Genomic DNA, 17,386 nt, shown 5'->3' on the forward strand with positions numbered 1-17,386 from the left:
AACTGAATCTTAGCAAAAGGAAAGGCGGAATAAATTCATTATTCTCTGTTCCTTACTTTCAATTTGATTGTGACAACCTTTGGAGCGGGAAGCAATATTTGTTCATAAAGAAATCATTCCGGCCGTCACCGCCCATTTGAACAAGGAAATCCGCCGGGACAGGCGGAACCTTTCCCGGCGGATACCTTCGTTGTTGTTAGAGCTGCTGCATGCCGTTAATGCCAAGGATGCTGCCAGCAGGATGGACATGTCGGACAGCGATACTTTGTTGACCAATTTCATTTGAATATCCTCGCCTACTAATGTGAGTATACTAGATACCTAAGTATGCCGTCTTGCCTTGTTTTGTCTTACCACGACTTTACATCGTTCATGACAGGTGCTTTCCGGTATTACCCCCTTAACCGTTTTTCCCCTTTTTTGCCTAATTGCCTGATAAAGGTTGTCCCTCATCTACCCTTAAGAGAACCAACCATCAGCCCTTGCACAAAGAATCGTTCTGTCCATGATGCGGACCATCATGAGCCGTAGCGGCACCAGATTGGGGTTGTCGATTTACAGCATCGCCGGAAACCAGGCGTTCTCCCAGTGTAGCGAGTGCAGGCGTTGACAGCGGCAGAATGATCCGGAAGAAGATGGTCCACTCGAAAGGACTCAAGAGGTCGGATGGCTTTCGCTTGCCCCTATTTTGCTTAAGATGACCACGGAGCAAAAATGACAAATAGCCGGGCAAGGATGAACCCCTGTCCGGCCATTTTTTCCACGAACTACAGCGTGATTTTGCACTCCAAACGATCCTTTAATTTCTAAGGCACTTGCGCATGGTTTCGAATCTCTACGGTGCCAAGTTCAAACGCCAGGACGATCACCGTTTGTTCACCGGTGATATTGGCCTTTGGCTGGGAGCTTCCTTCCTGCTACCCGGGACATCGCCGGCAGAATTTCTGCCCGGATTGTTGTCCCGGTTGTCGTGGTCGGTTTTTACCGTTACGCTTGGGCCGATGATACTCCAATTCCCAGCTGCATCCGCAGCTTTCACCGCATAGGTGTATTCGGTGTCCTTAACCAAACCGGTGACATTGAAGGTGTTCACATTGCCAAGAGAAGCTATTTCCGTGTACGTAGCGCCTGTCACCGTATAAATATTGTAGCCGGTCACTCCGACATTGTCGGATGCACCTGTCCAGGTTAAGGTCAATCCGGTTTTCGTTACATTGGACGCAACTAACGTTCCATTGGTCCACACAGGAGCTGTTGTATCCGGTGTAGGATTTGTAGTTCCGGATGTCACTTCAACACCGTCAACAACCAATTTGATGTCGCTAAAGGTTATATCCGCATTACGTGCGACAAACATACCTACGTATACGTAATCCGAATCGATGCTTGTGAGTTTAAAATCAAACCCTCCGGTGATAGCTGCTTCATTTCCAAACTTTGCTGCATAACCGTCTGAATTGCCTGTAATAGAAAGACTCACGGTATCTCCCTCAGAAATTGGGTTTACAGCGGTTCCACCCTGGGTAAGTATGCCGCTCTTTCTGGCGAAACTATTCCAGTATCCTCCTGTCGCTGCCTTTGTGAGCTTTAAAGGTGCTGCTGCGACATAATCACCCATAGTCGAGTTTATATAAGAATCGATATACATTTCGTCCCTGGCCATCAGACCAAAGGATACTTGATCATTGAGATCAAAGCGATTGATTTTAGCTTTTGCTGTTAGAGCAAATGTACTGTTGGCAGGTACTTTATAATAGTACATGGCAAATCCATCCGTACCGCTGGCTATTTTCCCTTTATTATTTGCTACTGCAATATGCATGTTTCCATTGCTGTCTGTTTCGAGGATATGATTTGCAGGACTCGGACTACCGCCAACATCGCCGAATACCGTCCCTTTCCAAATACCATGATCACTCCACAAGGTACTTTGCGGCAATTCACCGGTATACTGCGGTTCTTGGTAGTTAGGATTTGAAACTAACGTATCTGCTTTTGTTGGCGCTGCGGCATGGATCACATGCTCTGCAAGTCCGCTTACACCTAATTCTTTGATTGCATTTGTTACAAGATATGCATTATATTTACCGCCCCAGATATTGGTGTGTGTATTATCCACACTTGACGGCTTCGAAGACGTCCATGCATGCAGATACAGCGATTCACTCGAGCCTAATTGGTCATATAGATTTTTGGTCAATGCAGTCATATCAACTACCGGGATATTCAACGCTGTTCCCAAATCCCTAATGGCCTGCGGGTAATCTCCGCCTGCAAAATCCCCGGTCGTTGCCGTAATATGAAGATTTGAATGACTCCACACCCCTGTATCGGTCCTTCTAACAATAGGTGTAGTAAGTATTACTTGAGTTCCCGCCGCCTGAGCCGGTTTGATGTAGTTTTCATATAATGAATTCGCAAACGAGCCTTGATCCAAATAGGTTCCGTTCGGATTTGTATACCTTTCCGCTTCTGGTTTTTCATCATTATGGCCAAACCCGATGAGTAAGTAATCTCCGTTTTTCATTCCGCTGAGCAAGGTCCGATACTCCGGATTGACGGTATAGCTCTTGGAGCTTCTTCCTGACAAGGCAAGATTTTGTATGGTGAAGGAGCCATCCAGATAATTTCCAATCTGAGTACCCCATCCATACCTTGGATAATAGTAATTATCCGCAAAAGAGCTTACGGTCGAATCCCCGACTATCCAAATCGTTGAAGCAGGAGTATCTTTTGCTGTAATAGTCAACTTTATTGTAACTCCTGCGGCAAAGCCATCTACTGTTCCGTGAACGTCCATCGTTCCCACCTTTGTAGTGTCAACCGCATCCCAGGTGACACCAACATCCTTTTGAGTTCCATCACTGTATACTGCTGTTACCGTTTGCGGAAGCGCAATCGTTCCGCCTTGTATTACTGTCTTATCTGCAGGCTGTACGATTGAAGTTATGATTGGTTGTTGCGATGCAGCGGAAAGAGCATCAATAAGGGCCTGCGTCTCACCGGTCCAATACGTATTTAGCTGATTTGTATAATTACCGCCTGCATCAGGGGTAAATACATTTACTTTACTGCGTGAATCCACTTCAAATTGTACGCTATTCTTACTGTCTACGCCACCTACTCTTACAGGTGGGATAACGTAGTTAGAGATGTTAAATCCAAGGCCTTTTATTTCGTTAGCAATGAAGCCGCCGTTATAAAAACCTCCGATTTTATTATTATGAGTTGAATCTGCAGGAACCATGATGGCCTTTGCTGAAGGGGAGCTTCCATTATTTGCTGCAGGATCATTCTTGTATGCCTTCTCAAAGGAAGCTTTGGTTAACTCAAACATACCAATAACTTGAACTCCCTGCTCCTCACCTAACTGTTCAACAGCTCTTACATAAGCATTATTGGAAGTCGTAATCGTTCCTGTTGTGGCATCCGTAGCATCATGATGAGGTCTTATTGTGCCATCCGCGATAAAATACTGTCTTGCGACTGGGGTAACTAAAACAGGTGTTGCCCCCGCATTTCTTGCTACATCAATATACTGCTGCAGATACCACTTGAAGGTACCGCTTGTATATGGATAGTATTCTGTGCCGTACTGTGCTGCAAGAGTGGCCGGAGTTGGTTCTTTCACGCCCGGATTTGAAGGATAAATGCCATTAGCATCCGGTTCTCCCATAGAAACAAATCTCTCTAAGAGATATCCTTGTTGATTTGCCGAATCGTTATGTCCAAACTGAATCAGCAAATAGTCGCCTGCTTTAATAGTATTAGCAATTTTATTAAGACTTCCCTCATTGATAAAGCTTCTTGAGCTTCTGCCTCCGTTGGCATAGTTGACAATATTCACTTTATCCGAATTAAAAAAGCTCTGTAAATATTCCCCCCAGCCTCCGGTATCTGATGTCGGACCGTAAGTCTTAACCGTTGAATCGCCTGCTATATAAATATTTACACGCTGGCCATCCGGAATTTCATTTCCTCCGCCGCCCGATGACCCAGCTCTAACCAGATTGTCAAGCTGAATAGACATCGGTGTGCCCTTTAAACCGTTTACGGTTTCCGGCGTAACAACGGCCTTGATATAATAGCCTACATCGGCGCTCGTCATTTTGTAGGTTTTGGAAATATACGGTGTTGTTGCATGGATCAACGTCTCCGTACCATCCGGACCTACCCGGTACCACTGAAGTAAAGAACTGTCGTTTAAGTTATCATTAGGATTATTAAATTCATAACCTAAGCTAATGGTATTTCCGGTGTAAGGGATATTGATATCATCATCCGTTGTGAAGAAAGGAGCAATTTTAAAAGTTGGCGCTAACCCACTGTCAGCTGTATAAAATGACGGCGTCCAACCTCCAAAATAATCGGCAATATGGATTGCGGCTGCTTGCGCCTCAGTTAACACGGATGCTCTTCTTTGGGATGTATCTACTGCTGTACCGTTATAAGTTGTATTGTATTCTGCAAAATGAGCGTTTTCAGGCGGGCCGCTCATATCCGTCCAGCCTCTGGGGTCAATGATGGAACCGTTCTGAAGCTTGGTATTCAAAAAGGTTACTCTTGCACCTGCTCCCCAAGGTCTCCCGAAGAAACCTGAAGCCTGCATAAGTTTACCGCCGGCGGTCACTGCACTGTTCCTAAATAGATATCCATAGGATGCCGTATCCCTTGCCGCTGTAATATAACCGCCTACAGCCTTGTCACTGTAACCGGCGAAATTCAATGTTACATTATCAAATACTACATTGCCATCGCCAAATATATAGTCTGTGTTGCCTTCTATAAAAGAGTTCTTGAAATAACTGCTATTCGTGCCGCTTCCGCCTGTGTAAAGTGTGTCCTGGCTTCCAAGGAAGCTGCAATTCACGAACTCTGCACGGTTTCCCTCGATAATTATTGCTGCGGCTCTTTCTGTAGCTGTTTTCGAAGTAACATCAGTAAAAGCCTTTCTGTCAACATTAATCGTACTTGCGGATGGTATATTGGCAAGCTCCACAACATCTGCTATTTCCTCATCCGTCATATATTTATTGAAGGAATTTTCAAATATTATGTTTTGAGCCTTGAAGTCGGTAGCCGTACTGGTGAGATAAACGGTACCCCCCCATTTACTGACAATATTTTTGGAATACTTATCAAATGCATTCTCTGCGTTATAGAAACCATCGGCTCCGGCGCTGTAATATTTATAACCGATTCCGTAATACCACGTAATTTTAACCTGTGTGCTCGGATCGCTGGTTGGATTTGGATTCGCATTTACAAGTGTAATATAGGGGGTTTTGATGATAAGCTGTGCCCTGTATACACCCGGTGCGATATGAATGGTGATTCTATGAGCTTCATCTGTCGGGTTCATTCGGGCTGCAGCAGCAAGAGCATCTTTCACTGTACTGAAATTATTCGTCTTCGAGCTGTCGCCAACATACAAATCCGAAACCCAGGCAAGCGGCTCTGGAGCCGTGTTGTTAACAAACAGAATATCCTTTGCGGTATCCTGCCCATTCATAAACACGTGGGAGCTTGTGCTATAATTTTCGGAACTAACAGCCGAAACGCTGTACGCACCGTCTCTAAGACTTACCGTATATCCTCCGTTTGAAACGGTCCCGGCATACATGTATCCATCATCCACATTTGTAAATGTAATACTTGAAATTTGAGCTGTAGTGGATAATCCCTGGAATAAACCTGTTGCAGTATGTACCGCCTTTTTAGCAACGGTAATATCTTGAACGGTGTCAACGCTTACATTAATGCTGCCGCCATCCACGATTTCATAATCGTTGACACCTGAAATAACGGCTGTATATGGTACTCCATCCTGAACATCAGCTGCAAATGTCATAGCATTAGTATTTACTGCAGCTGTAACCGGTGAAGTGAGGCTACCTGCTGGAGGAGTAAATTTGATTTGTAATTTACTTACATCATAACTGCCGTCGAAGCCCTTAATATTACCGCTTATGTTGACCAGCTTGTTTGCCACAACATCAAAGCTAACACTTTTTCCTGCCGAAATATCAGAAATGGATGTACTTACAACCTTGGTTTCATCGGAAATTCTGTAACTGGTTATATTCTTGAAAGTTGTAATATAATCAAAGCCGGCAGCAAGCACTGCGTTAAAAGTATTGTCAGCATTCACATCTACGGTTGTCATATCGCCTGTTTTCTGATTCGTAAAATGAAGTGCGTAGCCTGGAGAAATATCACTGCCGTTTACATTCACAATCCCACTTACCTTGACTCCAGGCGTTCTAACAACCCTTTGGAAATATGGCTTTCCGCCAGCACCAGCCGTAACATAAATTTGATAGGATCCGGAATATTGCGCTGTGAATTCAACCTTCTGTGCAGATGTAGTAAAAGCAGCCTTACTATCCTGAACTTGTGTAACATCCGGCTTTACTGTTACGGTTGTACCGCTTACACTGATGGCCGCGTGAACCATGTGAATGGTTTCATCCCCATTGCTTGTTCCGCCATAAACCGTAATTTTATCTCCTGCCATAACATTATCAACGGTCAAAAATCTTCTCCCGGTACCTCCTGTACCATTAGCGTAATAAGCTCCGTTTGCGTTATATCCATCATCATAGCTATGCTTTTGAGTTCCCCAGAACCCAGAGGAATTTATACCAACGGTAGTACCATCTGACTCATAATAGTATGACCTATCGCTTGTAACCGGATTGGCTATCGTTACATCTCCAAATGAAGTGGTTACAAACGTACCGGATTTAATCGTCGTTTTACTGTTAAGAACTTCCGCTGTAATATGATTGTTGTATAAATCTCCCGAGGTTTGGATTCCTCCAAAATCCCAAATGTCAACTTTCCGGTCGTTAGATGTTTCACTGGCAAATACACCAACGTTGTTAAAGGTTAAGGTGAAAAACATGAAGAAAGTCAGTAATGTGCTAATCGCTTTCCTTGACTTCATTTGAGAGCTAATTTGCGGCTTTTCCTTCTGCACGTATCAGTTCTCCCTTCAATGTATTGTGTGTCCCTTGCGATGGTTATTATAAAGGTTGACACTATGTCATAGTCAATAAAGCGTTTACACTTCTGTTATGGGAATACCAACTAAAACGTACTGCATTTCCTGGTTATCTTCTATCACATTGGCAATGACAATTCCAATAATATCCCCATTCATTTTCAAGTTATGGTCCTTCATATACTTAGTAGGTTCTTTCAGCAAATCATCTTTTACGTTTCTTTCCTTATTTACCGGGAATTTAGCGACACTAATGAGGGATTTCCGTTGTTCATATCTTTCCGTATATTCATTCTCTTTTATTTGATATCTATCCAAATGGGCCGTTTTAATAGCCCAACCCGCATTTAGAACGATACGGTCTTTTTCTACATCTTCTTGTCTAATCAGATACATTCGCACGACTTCCGGCGACGAGTATAAATAATCCTGGATGGCTGTTATTCTTTGGGGTTCCGTCAATATTTTATCCCCGCTTTGATAAAGTACATAGGAAAGAGCGTTGCAATCCCTTATGTAGCATAGTTGTTTTATTTCATCGGCTTTTTTCATGAGAACCAAATCATCTTTAAGTCTATGTCTTAAATTTGTTAAATAGCTAATTTGCTCGTCAAACTCCTTCATTCGCTTCTCGTATTCAGAGATTAAGCCTGCCATATCGCTGTTCTTCATATTTGCTATTTCGATATGTGTAAAACCATACTTCCGTAATAGTCTGACATTCATGAATGTCGATAGATCATCTTCATTGTAGTATCGATAATTGCTGTTTTCAGATCTTTTGGACGTGATATAGCCCATCTTTTCATATCTTCTAATTGTATTTGTTGTAACGTTAAGCAGAGTGGCTAATTCACTGATCTTGTATTTCATAAACAGCCCCCCATCACGATTTCAATTATCTTACGCTGCTTCCTATTATATCCTCATATGTTGCAGCATGAAATACTTCCGCTCATGTGCCATGGAGACCAAGTATGAGTTGCTTTTATATTCCAATGAAATTTATAATATCGATAGACCCGGAGTAAACTTGAGTAGGAGGCCAGGCCGGCATGCGTACTGCCTTATTACAGCGAATGAAGCTATGGTTCTCTTCCAATGATTATGCGAAGCTCGCTGCTCTGTGCTTTGCGTTAGTTTCTCTTCCCCTAATTACCTTAGGTCTCTTTTCATACTTCAAATCGGCAGGAATGCTAGAGAGCAATGTAAGCCGGGAAAAGGTGCTCCACATTGCCCAAATCCAATCCAATATAGAACAAATGCTGAAGACAATCGAGCTTTCCGCTACGCATTTCTTGAGCTCCCAGTCCTTGAAATCAGCCTACTATGAGCCTTTATCCCCTATTCAATTCGAAAAATATAATGAGATAAAATCAGAGTTGAGCCATCTCCAGACGATGGACAACAAAATTACCGATATAGCGATGTACAGTGGTGAGGGCAATTGGGTGATTAATAACAGCGGTCTTTACCGGCTGGACACGTATCCGGGGGCATCTATGCTGCTTCGTATAGCCGAGCAATCGAATGCGACCGAGTGGAAGGTCATTTCCGGGGGAAACGATAACCGGCTTGGATGCGCCGCTAATACTGTTCATTTGGTTAAGAAGCTGCCTTTAACGGCATATGAACAAACCGGATTATTCCTTGTTACGGTCCCTTCCTGCAATCTACTGGATACTCTATCGTTTGACCGTTCCTCCGAATCGGTATTAATTCTTGATAACACGAATCAGGTATTCGCAGGGGAAGGCCAGCTGTCCGACGCGCTCAGAGCTCAAGTCGCACAGGCCGTTATGTCGCAGTCGGGGCAATCGTTCACAGGTCAGCTTACGGCGACCGTAGACCGTGTGAATTACGCGATCACGTATCGTAAATCCAGCTATAACGGCTGGACCTATGTATCAGCGGTTCCTCTCAATCACTTGCTGAAGCAGACCCGAGAAATTGGCTGGTTCACTGTTACTCTTTGCTTGTTGCTCTTAGCTTTCTTTATTTTCTTATCGTGGAGATGGTCCAAAAAGCTTTATCTCCCTATTGTGAACCTGTATAACCTCTTGGCAAAGCAAACTAATGAAACCAGGCAAGCCAAGGGAGAGCTTCACTACATCGGTGATCAGCTGCAGAGGCTGCTGCACACCAAAACGGAGCTGGAAAGCAAGCTTTACGGGCATTTGGAGCAATCCAAAACACTGTTTATGGTTCGCTTGCTGCAAGGTCATCTAAAGGAAGCGGAAATCATAAGAAGCCTGACGTCTTTAAGGATGGCACAACCGGCTTCGCCCTATTTCGCCGTTGTTGCCGTTAGGATCCACGCCTTGGAGAAGGCGGGTTACGAGGCGAAGGACCACGATCTCCTCCTGTTTGCCATCAACAATATTGTAGGAGAGCTTATCCCGTCGGAGAAAAGACTGCATCCTATTGTTTTAGCAGATACCCAGGTATCACTGATCTTCAGCGATCATTCGGAGAAGGAAGCTTTCATGAGTGAACTGAGCGCTTTCGCTGCGCTTATTTCCAAGACAGTTCTTGAATACTTAAGGCTTGAGGTTAGTATCGGCATTAGCAGTCCCGGGGCTGAATGGAAGGACGCGCACCGGGTGTATCAAGAGGGAATGGAAGCGTTAAGCTTCGGAAGCCGTCTTAATGAAGGGCATGTCACGTATTTTGAGGACCTGGGTGAGGATCACGCCCTTCACTATTCCTTCCCGCACTTAATAGAAGCTGAATTGTTCGATGCCATTAAGCGATTGGATCAAGAGTCCGTAAAAGAAAACCTTCAGTTGCTGATAGAGGATGCCTTCCCTCCGAATAGTAGCCCCTCCGCACCTTATCCTTTTGTGCTGAACCGGCTTTTGATCAACCTGCTCGGACTTATGCAGAGCTTGGGGATTCGTTCGGAGCCGACCGGGGACGAGCATCATTCGATGTTTGACAGGCTGTTTGAGCTGAGATCGGCCGAAGAGGCCGAGGGCTGGTTCCGTACAACATTGATAGATCCGCTGATGATGCAGATCCAAGACCGAACGGAATCGAGACACCAGCTTATCACGAAACATATGGTACAAATGATACAAGAAGAGTTCGAAACGGATTTATCGATCGAAACCTGCGCAGAACGTCTGCATTACAATGCAAACTACTTAAATTCGATATTTCGCAAGGAGATGGGTCTGCCCTTTGGGGCTTATCTGGCCCAATACCGGCATCAGATGGCCAAGGTGTGGCTGGCCGAAACGACGATGTCCGTCAAGGAAATCTCGGAACGGCTGCGCTATAATAATTCCCAAAATTTCATCCGCTCCTTCCGCAAGGCGGAGGGGGTCACTCCCGGCAAATATAAAGAGTCCCTAGGTACGGAGCAAAGTAACGAATGATCCCTAAAGCACCGCCCTCTTAGGAGGAGCAGGTGCTTTAGAATGCTCAGCTACATCTTCAAAACTGATTTGCCATACTCGACGGTCAGCTCTTCCGTCATGCGGTCTCCGCCAAGCTTGCGCCATTTCTCCACTTCCTTCCGGAATCCCTCCTCATCAATCAGCCCGAGAATATACCGGTAAGTAGCGTCAGTGACGATTTTCTGGAGTTCTGTGCCCTTTTCCGCCTGAGTAGGGGATATGAGTCCCGCTGTAGGGTCATACACAGCTATGCTCTGGTTATCCAGGATAAGCCTGTCCACTTTAGCCTGCAACGCGTCGGTCTGCTTCCACTCCCAATAACGGAAGTTGATAGGCCTTAGCACATTCATATACGGATTTAGCTCGCTCTCCCTTAACGCTCTCGTCTCTTCATGCAGTTCTACAGCTCTCTGGCCTGCCCGTTTATAATGTCGATCCTCCACACCATAGGTGACAAGGTTATATACCTCCTCCGTCAATAACCGATCGAAGAACGTAAGCAGCTCGCGAAGCTCGGTTTCGCTCTTTACGCTTGATTTAGGAAAAAGGTAAAGCCCTCCGAGTCCCGTCGATGCCCATATCCGATCACCTTTAGGCCCGCGAATGCGGTTCAGCACCTCCACCTCGGCTTTTGGATTGAACTTCTTTAATCTATCTCGCGTCGTCGGAGCGAACAAATTGCCGATCATGATTCCCCCTTGACCTTGATAAAACATCTCTTCCTGCTGGGACTTGCTTGTCACGGAGAAATCCGGGTTTATCAATCCTTCTACATAAAGGCGTCTCATGAATTTCATGGTATCCAAATACTCTTTGGTCATGAACTCCGGTATCAGCTTGCCGTCCGACACCCCCCACCCGTTCGGTGTACCGAAATAGGAGGAGAGGTTCTTAAATGCGCCATAGATCAAATCGTTTCGATCCACCAGACCGTAGGTATCCTGCTTTCCGTTCCCGTCGGGATCGTTCTTAGCAAAGGCTGTCATGACTTGGTACAATTCATCTATGGTCCGCGGTTCCTGCAGCCCAAGCTTATCAAGCCAATCCTTCCTGTATTGTATTCCCTGGCGTGATACCTCCAGCTCCCAATACAACCCGTACACTTTGCCGAAGTAAGCGCCGTTTTGCAGAAGGTCCGGCTTCAAATATTTCATTAGGTTTGGATAATCCCGTAAGTAGGGAGCGATTTCCCAGAATACCCCGGAACGAATCGCGTTGACAACAGAGGTTGACTTCAAATCGGTTGCCATGACCTGTACGATCTTAGGCAGCGTCCCCGTTACAATAGCGGCATTCAATCGGTCCGTGTAAACATTGCCTGGAACCCAAGTAAAATCCAGTTCCGTATTCGTCTTCTCCTCCAGCAGCTTCTCCACGAGCTCTTCCGGAGGGCTGCTTCCATACAATATGGCCATCATAGTGATGTTGGGGATTTGACGTTGTTCTTCTACAGCGTTTAATTCTCCGCCGCCGTTTGAAGAACAGCCTGTGACGGCAAGCAATCCGCAAGCGGCTGTGAGGAGGGCCCTTCGCTTTTTTCCGCGGGTAAGCATAAGCATCTTCACCTCCGCTGATGGTTGTTTCAGTATATTATAACAAATTGAAAGCAGACAGAAGGAATGAATTCCCCTCCGTCTGCTTCTATAGCTTATTTTTTCGTTGTGACCGCCTTTAGCGCGGCATTGTATTCCTCCATCATTTTTGCTCCGCCTTGCTCCTGCCATTTCTTTACCGCCGCTTGGAAGCCTGCCTCATCAATACTGCCCAACATATATTTGTAGCTTGCATCCTTGATGATCTCCTGCAGCTGCGCGCCCTTCTCGATGAATGTCTTTGACTCCAAAGGTGCGGTGGGATCGTTAATGGCAAACTTGGTAGCCTCCGCCGTAAGCTGGTCCGCCTTCTCCGCAACCGGCAAGCTGTACACCTTCGGTTTAATGTTTGTAATCCTGGCCAGAGTTAATCCCATATAGCCTTGAACGTCCTTCTCTAGAAGCTTGGCATCCGTGACCGGCTGCACTTTTCCATCCTTCATGTTATAATGCGTGCCTTCTACACCGTAAAACATCAGGTTGGCAATTTCGGGATCAAACAGCTTATCGCAGAAGGCGAGGATCTGTTTCAGTTCTGCCTCGTTCTTCACCGAGGACTTAGGGAACAAAATGACGGTGCCATAGCCCGGTACAGCCCAAACCCCAGGCTTGCCGTTCGGTCCCACAATGCCGTTTACAACATCATACTGAGCTTCTTTAATCGCTTGCTGCGTCTTGGTCTGCATGGTTTGTACATCCGGCATGGAACCGATATAGACTGCCGATTTGCCGTTGTACATCATACCCTGCTGATCCGCTTTACTCGTTACCGGGAAATCCTGGTTAATGAGCCCTTCCTTATGAAGACGTTTCACAAAGTTCATCGTATCCACGTACTCTTTGGTCATAAACTCGGGTACCAGCTGCCCATTAACGATTCCCCAATTATTCGGTGTTCCAAACCAGGAGCTTAACGTTTTGAAGGAGCCGTAGATAAGATCGTTTCGATCGGCTAATGGAATGGCTACACCGGATTCTTTAAACTTCTTGAGCATGTTATAGATGTCATCCGTTGTTTTCGGAGGCGTGATGCCGAGTTTGTCCGCTAAATCCTTCCGATAAATAATCCCTTGCCGCGTGAGCGGTACCTCCTGATATAAAGAGTAAATTTTTCCCTCAACGGCAGTATTCTTCAATACATCTGGGTTCAGCTTGCTCAGGTTCGGATAATCCTTGAGATATGGACCGATTTCCCAGAATTGCTGACCTTTTATTGCATCTTTCACATGGGTAAAAGAGGCCTGGTTACCAAGAAACGAAATTTGAGGCAAAGTGCCCGTCGCAAGCGAGGCTTGAAACTTCTCATCATAAGCGCCGCTCGGTACGAACTGAATATCCAGCTGAGTATTGGTCTTTTGTTCAAGAAGCTTCTCCAGCGTGTCCGAGGGAACCTCCGGTGTATGCAGCACTGCCATCATACTAATCTTTACGGGTTGGTTGGCTGCGCCTCCTTCTTTGACTGCAGAGGGAGCTTTGTCACCGTTTCCACAGCCCGCTGCGAACAAGATAGAAGCTAATGTGATTCCGCCGATACTTTTCCATCTCTGATTTCTTTTCATTGCTTGACCTCCAGTGAATTCGTTTATCGGATGCACAAGCCTTTCTTTTTTGTCTGAGAAAGCGGCTCGTCTTGCATCCCCTGTCTTTAACTCGGTTCCACATTTACATTCTACAAGCGGCCAACGCTTGGAGGATATAATCATGTTCGCAGAACGCGTATCGATGAAACCGCCGGAGATAATCAGCAATGCAGATTTGGGATGTACGGCTTTGATTGCTATGAATATTTTATAATGATTTCCCCCGCCATGAACAAAGATAAACCTTTATCTTATGAAATGATTATCCGCTTACCATGACAATGAACAGCCTCATCGAACAATGAAAAACGACCAGCCGAAACCTTGACTGGTCGTTAAAGCAGATAACGACTTGTTGGCTGTCGGTATCCCTATTAGTAGTTCACCAGGGTCTGTCACCTACAATAGCCACACGCTCCGCTACCCTGCGGTTCGGGAAATAATCCGATGCCGCGTAATGCTGTGTCGCTCTGTTGTCCCAAAAGGCAATGGAATTGGGCTCCCAGTGAAACCGGACCTGAAATTCCGGCAGCTGAGAATGCCGGAACAGATAGCCGAGCAGCGATTCGCTCTCCTCCGGCTCCAATCCGACAATCCGTACCGTAAAATTCGGATTGACGTACAGTGTCTTTCTGCCCGTTTCCGGATGGGTACGAACGACCGGATGCTCCGCTGCGGGGAATTCAGCCTGACGCTGCTCCAGCTCCTCAGGGGACAGCCTGACGCCGAAGACGTGGGTGAAATCATGAATGGCCGTTAAGCCGTCGATTCGCTGCTTCACATCGTCCGGAAGGTTATCATAAGCGGCGGCCATGTCGGCCCACAAAGTATCGCCGCCCAAAGGGGGAACCTCCTTCACACGGAGAATCGCACCAAGGGCGGGTGTAAGCCTCCAGCTTACATCCGAATGCCAATTGTTCTCATGGCCCGCTGTTTTGTCATTTTTGGCGAATCGCACGACATCCTCTGAATTGCCTTGCGGCAGAAAAGGATGGGTTTCCAGCTCACCCCACAGACGGGCGAAGTCCCTCTGCTGTTCACTCGTAATATCCTGATTCCGGAAGAAAATCACCTTCCATTCCAGCAAAGCCCGGTTCAGCTCATGGCGAAGCTCAGGAGATACGGGCTGGCGCAAGTCAACGCCCTCAATTTCGGCGCCGATCAGCGGCCCTAAAGGCTTTACATGAAACAGCGTGTACGGCTTCTCTTCCGTTCCTTCCGGCAGGCGTCGGATGATACGGGGTCCTCCCTTTAGTCCTCGATCGGGAATCTGCAGCGGTCGCTCGTAATTGGTAACAGTTTCTGTCATAGAACATTCTCCTTTTTCATCTGTATTTATTTTTTAGTACCTTGTTTCTTGTATTCGTCGCTGATTTCTTTCAGGATCTTGTCACCGCCGGCTTGACGCCACTTTTGGCCGAGCTCGGCAATCCCCTTGTCAACGTCAAGCTTGCCGTTTAGCAGGTTTACAAAGTACTGGTTATATACTTCGTTCACCGCTTTGCCGAATTCAATCTCCGCCTCGGTCTTCTTGGTTACCAGATTCGGTACGAAATATTGGGAGGCCACCTTGACCGAATCGAGTGCCCGCTCAATTCTGGGCTCAGTTTGCGGCAAGTAGTTTTCGTCAATCGGCCAGGTGACGTTACCCCAAGCGAGTGGATGTGCCCAGCCGTTCCCGGCGAAGCCGTCCTTTTCCCGTTCCGCCTCAATGTAGTTGATTTTGTCTCCCTGCTTGGTGTAATGAACACCTTCGATTCCTAACTGCAGAAGATTGCGGCCTTCCTTGGATAAAAGGAAATCGATAAATTGGGCCGCCTTTTGCGGATTCTTCGACTTCTTGGTGACACCCGTAAAAAGGGCTGATTTCGAACGTGTAGCCATTCCTTGTTTACCCTCCGGTCCGGCAGGAGGCGGCGCGTAGCCGAGCTTTCCTTGCGGATTGACCTGCTGTAGGCTGCCTTCAATACGGCTTACGTGCCGGAACAAGGGTCCGTCCATGAGACCGGCTTTGCCTTGGAAAAACTTCTGTTCCTTGGCCGGACGGTCATAAACGATAAACTCAGGATCTATCAGCTTCTCCTCGTACCATTTTCTAAGCTCCTGAATTCCTTTTTTGAAGGACGGATGCTCGAAGCGTGGAATCACTTCCCCCTTTTCGTTCAGAGCATAGTCGGCATAGGGTAGACCGTGTGCGTACAGAACAAAATCGAATGCCGTCAACAGGTCTCCGGCATTAGGCTTATTGGTGATATAACCGAAGGTGTCGGCCTTGCCGTTTCCGTCCGGGTCTTTTTCCACAATGGCCTTCAGCGTGCTGCGAAACTCCTCCAACGTTTTGGGATGTGCAAGCCCCAGCTTATCGAGCCAATCCTGCCGGAACTGTACGGTGTAGTTGGATTTCTCCGCTCCGCTGACGAACGGATAGCCGTAATATTTCCCATCCACCGCCGTCCATTGCAGGCCATTGTCCAGTTTGGCTTTCAACGCCGGCGTATCCTTCAGGTAGTCGTTCAGAGGAAGAAGAATGCCTTCCTTGATCCACTGGGATACCGAGGCCGAAGGGTACTGGGTGGTTACGACATCCGGAAGATCGCCGCTGGCAATCGCTACGTTGATTTTGTCATATGAAAACTCCGGTACGATTTTGACCGTCAGCTTGATGTTCAGCCTCTTGTTAATCTCCGCGATGATGCGGTCATTAGGTACCAGCGGCTTCGCCCCTTGATCCCCGGTCGTCAGATACACAAGCTCATACGGCTCATTCGGGCCGGCCGTCCTCGTTGACGCCTGGTTCTGGTTCGAGCATCCGGCTGCAATGACCAAGACGGCTGTTCCTAAGCCGATAACCCGATTTCTCTGTTTAGAAAACTGTGATTTCTTCATCTTTCTTCCTCCATGCAAGGTTATATTTTTTTGAATGAATTACTCCTTGACCCCGCCGATTAAAACACCGTTAACGAAATATTTTTGGAAAAAGGGATAGATCAGCATGACCGGAATCGTCGCCGCCATGACCGTAGCCATCTTGATCGACGGCCCCAGCAGAAACAAGCTGTCTCCACCGCCGGAGTACGAGGACTCGTTCTCGAACAGCATGCTCCGCAAGAACAGCTGAAGCGGCCAAAGATCCTTATCGCTGATGAAAAAGATGGCATTAAAAAACTCGTTCCAACGGGAGACCGCATAAAACAGCGTAATGGTGGAAATCGCCGGCATGGATAAGGGAATGACGATTTTGAAAAGAACTCCTAAATCATTGCAGCCGTCAATCCGCGCCGCGTCGATCAGACCGTCAGGCATGGAGTGGAAAAAATTTCTCATGATGATCAGGTTATACGTGTTCAATGCACTTGGAATGATTAACGCCCAAACGGAATTCATCATTCCCAGGCTTTTCACGATAAGGTATGTCGGGATGATACCTCCGCTGAACATCATCGTAAAAACAAGGAGAAACATAATGACGCGATGCCCCTTCAAGTCAGGCCTGGAGAGAGCATAGGCTGCCATCACCGTCAGAATCATATTGAGTGCCGTACCCACAACGGTAACGAACAGAGTCACCCCGTACGATGTCCACAGCTCCTTCATGGAAAATAGGTAGGCATAAGCCTCGAGCGTAATCGATTGGGGATAGAGATGAATGCTGGCACGAAGATACTCTTCAAGCGAAATGACGGATACGACCAGGGTGTCCCAGAAGGGATAGACCGTGATAACGGCCACTATCGCTAGGAACACGATGTTGAACGAATCGAAAAGCCTTCCTGCCGCACTGGTGCGGTTCATGGTCTTTACCTCCTT

Annotated in this window: 9 protein-coding genes; 1 reads left to right on the forward strand and 8 read right to left on the reverse strand. The window is 46.6% G+C overall.

Features of this window, described 5'->3' with window-relative positions; all coding sequences use genetic code 11:
* Nucleotides 1-102: 102 nt before the first annotated feature.
* The 3 genes from RAC89_RS25485 to RAC89_RS25495 form a co-directional block, all read right to left on the reverse strand.
* The gene (locus RAC89_RS25485; RefSeq protein WP_306616544.1) at nt 103-282 is read right to left on the reverse strand and encodes a hypothetical protein; all 180 of its coding nucleotides are present in this window, start codon (nt 280-282) and stop codon (nt 103-105) included.
* A gap of 583 nt (nt 283-865) precedes the next feature.
* Complete coding sequence (locus RAC89_RS25490; RefSeq protein WP_306616545.1) at nt 866-6,982, reverse strand: pectinesterase family protein; 6,117 nt, start codon at nt 6,980-6,982, stop codon at nt 866-868.
* A gap of 84 nt (nt 6,983-7,066) precedes the next feature.
* A complete protein-coding gene (locus RAC89_RS25495) occupies nt 7,067-7,879 on the reverse strand; it encodes a MerR family transcriptional regulator (protein ID WP_306616546.1) in 813 nt (270 codons plus the stop codon).
* A gap of 182 nt (nt 7,880-8,061) precedes the next feature.
* On the opposite strand from RAC89_RS25495, the gene RAC89_RS25500 reads away from it, so the two are divergent.
* A complete protein-coding gene (locus tag RAC89_RS25500) occupies nt 8,062-10,386 on the forward strand; it encodes a helix-turn-helix domain-containing protein (protein ID WP_306616547.1) in 2,325 nt (774 codons plus the stop codon).
* A 50-nt stretch (nt 10,387-10,436) separates the two neighbouring features.
* On the opposite strand, the gene RAC89_RS25505 is transcribed toward RAC89_RS25500, so the two are convergent.
* From RAC89_RS25505 to RAC89_RS25525, 5 genes are all read right to left on the reverse strand, one after another.
* On the reverse strand, nt 10,437-11,960 hold the full coding sequence (locus RAC89_RS25505; RefSeq protein WP_306616548.1) for an extracellular solute-binding protein: 1,524 nt from the start codon (nt 11,958-11,960) through the stop codon (nt 10,437-10,439).
* 95 nt (nt 11,961-12,055) lie between these two features.
* The gene (locus RAC89_RS25510; protein ID WP_306616549.1) at nt 12,056-13,558 is read right to left on the reverse strand and encodes an extracellular solute-binding protein; all 1,503 of its coding nucleotides are present in this window, start codon (nt 13,556-13,558) and stop codon (nt 12,056-12,058) included.
* A 403-nt stretch (nt 13,559-13,961) separates the two neighbouring features.
* Nucleotides 13,962-14,888 (reverse strand): TauD/TfdA dioxygenase family protein, encoded by a 927-nt coding sequence (locus RAC89_RS25515; protein ID WP_306616550.1) that lies wholly within the window; start codon nt 14,886-14,888, stop codon nt 13,962-13,964.
* Nucleotides 14,889-14,914: 26 nt separating this feature from the next.
* Nucleotides 14,915-16,465, reverse strand: coding sequence for an extracellular solute-binding protein (locus RAC89_RS25520; RefSeq protein ID WP_306616551.1), 1,551 nt, complete (start codon nt 16,463-16,465; stop codon nt 14,915-14,917).
* A 39-nt stretch (nt 16,466-16,504) separates the two neighbouring features.
* A complete protein-coding gene (locus tag RAC89_RS25525) occupies nt 16,505-17,371 on the reverse strand; it encodes a carbohydrate ABC transporter permease (protein WP_306616552.1) in 867 nt (288 codons plus the stop codon).
* Nucleotides 17,372-17,386 lie beyond the last annotated feature (15 nt).

This window comes from Paenibacillus sp. GD4, from assembly GCF_030846225.1.
Lineage (GTDB): Bacteria > Bacillota > Bacilli > Paenibacillales > NBRC-103111 > Paenibacillus_G > Paenibacillus_G silviterrae.

Coding starts and splice junctions, on each gene's coding strand:
- RAC89_RS25485 (WP_306616544.1), bottom strand. CDS start 282: ATGAAATTGGTCAACAAAGTATCGCTGTCCGACATGTCCATCCTGCTG.
- RAC89_RS25500 (WP_306616547.1), top strand. CDS start 8,062: ATGCGTACTGCCTTATTACAGCGAATGAAGCTATGGTTCTCTTCCAAT.
- RAC89_RS25515 (WP_306616550.1), bottom strand. CDS start 14,888: ATGACAGAAACTGTTACCAATTACGAGCGACCGCTGCAGATTCCCGAT.
- RAC89_RS25520 (WP_306616551.1), bottom strand. CDS start 16,465: ATGAAGAAATCACAGTTTTCTAAACAGAGAAATCGGGTTATCGGCTTA.
- RAC89_RS25525 (WP_306616552.1), bottom strand. CDS start 17,371: ATGAACCGCACCAGTGCGGCAGGAAGGCTTTTCGATTCGTTCAACATC.
- RAC89_RS25510 (WP_306616549.1), bottom strand. CDS start 13,558: ATGAAAAGAAATCAGAGATGGAAAAGTATCGGCGGAATCACATTAGCT.
- RAC89_RS25495 (WP_306616546.1), bottom strand. CDS start 7,879: ATGAAATACAAGATCAGTGAATTAGCCACTCTGCTTAACGTTACAACA.
- RAC89_RS25505 (WP_306616548.1), bottom strand. CDS start 11,960: ATGCTTACCCGCGGAAAAAAGCGAAGGGCCCTCCTCACAGCCGCTTGC.